This is a genomic window from Microcystis sp. M_OC_Ca_00000000_C217Col (assembly GCF_007095585.1).
GTDB lineage: Bacteria > Cyanobacteriota > Cyanobacteriia > Cyanobacteriales > Microcystaceae > Microcystis > Microcystis panniformis.
The window spans coordinates 1-4,258 of record NZ_SFBV01000144.1 but is presented as its reverse complement, the minus strand read 5'-3'; the positions used below and the strand labels follow the sequence as shown (position 1 = coordinate 4,258).

Annotated in this window: 6 protein-coding genes; 5 read left to right on the top strand and 1 reads right to left on the bottom strand. The window is 41.8% G+C overall.

Translation table 11 applies throughout. The features are described 5' to 3' along the window. Positions 1-291: 291 nt before the first annotated feature. The 3 genes from EWV66_RS08390 to ispD all read left to right on the top strand — a co-directional run bounded on the left by EWV66_RS08390 (position 292) and on the right by ispD (position 2,358). Positions 292-942, top strand: a complete 651-nt coding sequence (locus EWV66_RS08390; RefSeq protein ID WP_072926517.1) for a hypothetical protein — start codon at positions 292-294, stop codon at positions 940-942. A 176-nt stretch (positions 943-1,118) separates the two neighbouring features. Then, complete coding sequence (locus tag EWV66_RS08385; RefSeq protein WP_287109250.1) at positions 1,119-1,517, top strand: DUF1824 family protein; 399 nt, start codon at positions 1,119-1,121, stop codon at positions 1,515-1,517. A 160-nt stretch (positions 1,518-1,677) separates the two neighbouring features. After that, positions 1,678-2,358 carry a 2-C-methyl-D-erythritol 4-phosphate cytidylyltransferase gene (gene ispD / locus EWV66_RS08380; RefSeq protein WP_072926521.1) on the top strand — a complete coding sequence of 227 codons (681 nt, stop codon included), beginning with the start codon at positions 1,678-1,680 and terminating at the stop codon, positions 2,356-2,358. On the opposite strand, the gene EWV66_RS08375 is transcribed toward ispD, so the two are convergent. Then, a complete protein-coding gene (locus EWV66_RS08375; protein WP_072926523.1) occupies positions 2,353-2,970 on the bottom strand; it encodes a serine O-acetyltransferase in 618 nt (205 codons plus the stop codon). The two genes, ispD and EWV66_RS08375, sit on opposite strands and share 6 nt — an antisense overlap. A 104-nt stretch (positions 2,971-3,074) precedes the next feature. On the opposite strand from EWV66_RS08375, the gene EWV66_RS08370 reads away from it, so the two are divergent. Both EWV66_RS08370 and EWV66_RS08365 read left to right on the top strand, forming a co-directional pair. Further along, positions 3,075-4,025, top strand: coding sequence for a glycosyltransferase family 2 protein (locus EWV66_RS08370; RefSeq protein WP_072926525.1), 951 nt, complete (start codon positions 3,075-3,077; stop codon positions 4,023-4,025). Next, a complete protein-coding gene (locus EWV66_RS08365) occupies positions 4,016-4,141 on the top strand; it encodes a hypothetical protein (RefSeq protein ID WP_287109249.1) in 126 nt (41 codons plus the stop codon). The genes EWV66_RS08370 and EWV66_RS08365 overlap by 10 nt, the downstream gene beginning before the upstream one ends. Positions 4,142-4,258: the final 117 nt, after the last annotated feature.

Genomic DNA, 4,258 nt, shown 5'->3' with positions numbered 1-4,258 from the left:
CTAACCCGCACCTGTATGGTTATAAAGTTATCAAGGTACTACATTTACCAAGCGGCTAATCCTCTAAACGTCTTACTGTCTAGTTTCTAGCCAACGAATCGCACCACACCCTACACCCTCTTTCAAGTCGGTCGTCAGCAAGAATTGCCAGAATTACATTTCTTAAGACAGACGACAGAATTTATGTCCGACTGCTTAATGGTATAGTCAACCCCTAATCCCACTTTAAAAACCCACTGCCCACTCTCCTAAGAATTTAGTATAATATCCCCTCCTTAGTCCCTCAAGGTCATGAATCAGGCACAACTTATCCATGCCGCTAAACAGCAAGATGCAGCCGCAATTATCGCCCTACTTAACCAAAGTCTCTTAACCAGAAAAATAGAGGTTGTTGAAGCCACCTCGCAAGAAAATGTCCTGACTCTAAAAGTTCAATCCAAAAGGATACCCAATCAACACAAGTTATTACCTTTTTTGTCGGCAGAAATCAAAAGCTTGGGCATCGATGGATTAGAACAAGTGATCGTTTACGGTATGACCGAGGAATCCGATATCCCCGCTTGGCAAGAATCGATAATCCTGAGTCAAGATGATTTAATCGTCAATCGTGTCACCAAATTAAACTCTTTGCCGATAATAACCGCAGAAATCGCCGAAAATGACCGAGAAGATGCCCCAGAAGCTTTGGAAGACTCTGAAACAACTGAAGAAAAAGCCCTAGAAAAACGGGAGGAGTTCCCTGAAGCTGCTGAGAATATTGTGGCGACTGGTGAGCGATTTTCCCTATCTCATCAGAGACAGTCCTCTTTTCCCCTCAGTATAATTTTGTCTTACCTAGCGATTGGTTTTGGTGCCGGAATTATTATAGGTGCTTACTTCGGCTATCAAAAAGCAGTGAGTGAAATGTACACACACTCCGGAGCGATCGAACAAACCCGATAAATTTTCCTGTCCCCAACCTGATATGATCGAAATTGGCGATCTTACGATTAAGACCAATGCAAAATTTTCCTATCTCTAAACCCCAATGATTTAGGGCTTTTTTACTTGGGAATTTGTCGTTAAGGACAGCAGCAACAGTTTATTTTTTATCTTTAGCCCCGCCTATCTAACCGCTCATGTCTATTGAAGAAGCCTTGAAACTCCTAAAAGAATATGGATGTATTAAGCTAAAAATTGCCCAATCCCCTGAAGAAGAAGAAGCTCTAAGACAGGCAATTTTATTAGTTAACCAAGGTTCGGAATCAATTAATTTAGGTATCTGTGCCGATAACAATGAAGAGGGATTTAAAGCCCTAAAAAGTTATCTACAAGCCCTAGGATACCCCCTGCCTAATACTCTCCCAGAAGACCAGCCAGAACCGGGAGCGGTGTATATTAAATACAATACCCAAAGACAAGCTTCCTATCTCGATTCCTACACGGGAACCTATCGCGGTGTCCTGATTTCTTGTCAATCAGAAAATGATCAATTAGTCGGTACTTATGGTCACTTTCCCCTCGATTTATTCTCTTAAGAGGGATAGTTTTGGGGTTATTGACGCGATTAACAATCATCGGCACCCCCCTGATCAAGGGTGGATTAAGGGGGGATCGGCACCCCCCTTATTAAGGGGGGATTAAGGGGGGATCAAAGACCAAATCTATTGAATTCTTAACTTTTTACCTGAAAAAAATATGTATTTGTTAATTCCAGCAGCGGGAATGGGTAAACGGATGGGCAGCGATCGCAATAAGTTACTGCTCACCCTGCACGGAAAACCGCTCCTCGCTTGGACTTTGCTGGCTGCCATGCAATCCAGGGCAATTATCTGGATTGGCATCATGGCACAACCGGAAGACTTTGCGGAGATCCGAGCAATTGTCACCGCCATAAATGCCCTTAAACCCGTGCAAATCATCCAAGGAGGCGAAACCAGACAAAAATCGGTTTACAATGGCTTACAATCCCTACCAGAGGGGGCTGAGACGGTTTTAATTCACGATGGGGCGCGCTGTTTAGCCACCCCCGAATTATTCGATCGCTGTGCCGCCGCTTTGGCCACTTGTCAGGGTTTCATAGCGGCGATTCCGGTGAAAGATACGATTAAAATTGTCGATAGCAAGGGTTGGATTGAGGATACACCCGATCGCTCGCGGTTGTGGGCAGCTCAAACACCCCAGGGTTTTCAGGTAAAATTATTAAAAGAATGTCACGAACAGGGCCGAAAATTAGCTTGGGAAGTCACCGACGATGCCGCCTTATTAGAAAAATGTGGTTTTCCCGTCAAAATTGTCGTCGGTGAAGAAACCAACTTAAAAATTACTACTCCGGGGGATCTGGCAATTGCCGAATATATTTTAAGTCAACGTTTATAATTTTTCATCTACTTTAACGCCGTCCCGTTTAATAATACGAGCGGGAATACCCACCACCACACAATTAGCTGGAACATCCTTGACTACCACTGAATTTGCGCCCACGGTGACATTATCGCCGATGGTAATATTTCCCAAGACTTTAGCGCCGGCGGTAATCCTGACATTATTGCCAATTTTGGGGCGACCGCTTTTATCTTTATAGCCAATTGTTACCTGTTGATTAATCCAACAGTTATCGCCCAAATCCGCCATAACAATCGTACTAAAACCGTGTTGAATAAATAATCCTTTGCCAATCGAACAGGAAGAATCTAGAAATAAGTAGGAACTTTCTCGATAGAAAAACCTAAGAATATACATAAAAAAGCGGCTGAATGAACCACCTTGAAAAAGACGACAATAATATAAATTCCTAAATTCTTTTGCCTCCAGACACAGAGCTAATAATTGTAACCAATCTGCTCTTTTTTCCCGGCCTAATAACTCTACCCAACGCCGCACATCACCTAAGATAAGTTCTCGATTATTAGCTACCTGAAAAGCAATGATTAAGGGTGAGAGCAAAACAATACCCGCATAGAAAAATAATTTTCGGAAGAAACTTTTCATCGTTGGTCTAAAATAAGTGACAATAGACTTGCTTTTTGTTGCTATTAATTATAGTAGTATTGTAGCGAATAGTTCAACCTTCGCCCGTTTATTGGACTCCAACGATGTCAAATACCCTACAGTTCCTTCCCGAAGTATCCGTGATCGTGCCAATTTATAACGGGGAGAAAGATCTACCCCCTCTCATTGATTGTTTAGCCAAACAGACCTATCCCCGTCAATTAGTTGAATATATTTTAGTTGATAATAATAGTAGCGATCGCACAGCAGAATTATTAGGAAAGGCAGCAGAAGAACACCGGGGACTGAACCTGATCATTTTAAGCGAAAATCAGATACAAAGCTCCTACGCTGCTCGTAACAAAGGGATCAAAAGCGCTCGTTATCCTTTTTTGGTCTTCACCGATGCCGATTGTCGTCCCGCACCCCAATGGTTGACAGAATTGATCCAACCCTTTAAAGATACTAGGATCGGTCTGGTAGCGGGTGAAATTGCTGCCTTAACTGGTTCCACTTGGTTGGAAAAGTATGCGGAACGTCGTCACTTTATGTCACCAAAATTTCTTTTAGAACATTCTTTTTGTCCCTACGGTCAAACCGCTAACCTCGCTATTCGTCGAGAAGCTTTTCAAAAAGTTGGTTTATTTCGTCCTTATTTAACTACCGGTGGTGATGCCGATATCTGTTGGCGTATTCAACAACAAACCGACTGGCAATTAACCTACGCACCAGAGGCAATTATTTACCATCGTCATCGTTCCACCCTAGAAGACTTAAGAAGTCAATTAAAACGTTATGGGCGCTCGAATCGCTATCTTCACGAATTGTATGGTGTCGAATTGATGCGACCTTTAACCAATCAAGAGTTATTTTTTACTCTCAGTCGTTGGTTATTAAAAGAGCTACCAAAAAATAGCCTCAAGTTACTGTTTGGTAAAGCAGATTTAGTAGATTTATTGGCTACTCCCCTCGATTTAATTGGGTTTCAGTCCCGCAGCCAAGGACAAGCCACGGCTAAATTACCCGAAAAAGCTAAAGAAATCGAATGGCTTTAATTCAGTTATCAGTTATCAGTTATCAGTTATCAGTTATCAGTTATCAGTTATCAGATGTGAGTTTTCAGTTATCAGTTATCAGTTATCAGTTATCAGTTATCAGTTATCAGATGTGAGTTATCAGTTATCAGTTATCAGTTATCAGTTATCAGTTATCAGTTATCAGTTATCAGTTATCAGTTATCAGTTATCAGTTATCAGTTATCAGTTATCAGTTATCAGTTATCAGTTAT

Bases quoted from the DNA above. Each gene is read 5' to 3' on its own strand.
- EWV66_RS08375 (WP_072926523.1), bottom strand. From the start codon at position 2,970: ATGAAAAGTTTCTTCCGAAAATTATTTTTCTATGCGGGTATTGTTTTG.
- EWV66_RS08370 (WP_072926525.1), top strand. From the start codon at position 3,075: ATGTCAAATACCCTACAGTTCCTTCCCGAAGTATCCGTGATCGTGCCA.
- ispD (WP_072926521.1), top strand. From the start codon at position 1,678: ATGTATTTGTTAATTCCAGCAGCGGGAATGGGTAAACGGATGGGCAGC.
- EWV66_RS08365 (WP_287109249.1), top strand. From the start codon at position 4,016: ATGGCTTTAATTCAGTTATCAGTTATCAGTTATCAGTTATCAGTTATC.
- EWV66_RS08385 (WP_287109250.1), top strand. From the start codon at position 1,119: ATGTCTATTGAAGAAGCCTTGAAACTCCTAAAAGAATATGGATGTATT.
- EWV66_RS08390 (WP_072926517.1), top strand. From the start codon at position 292: ATGAATCAGGCACAACTTATCCATGCCGCTAAACAGCAAGATGCAGCC.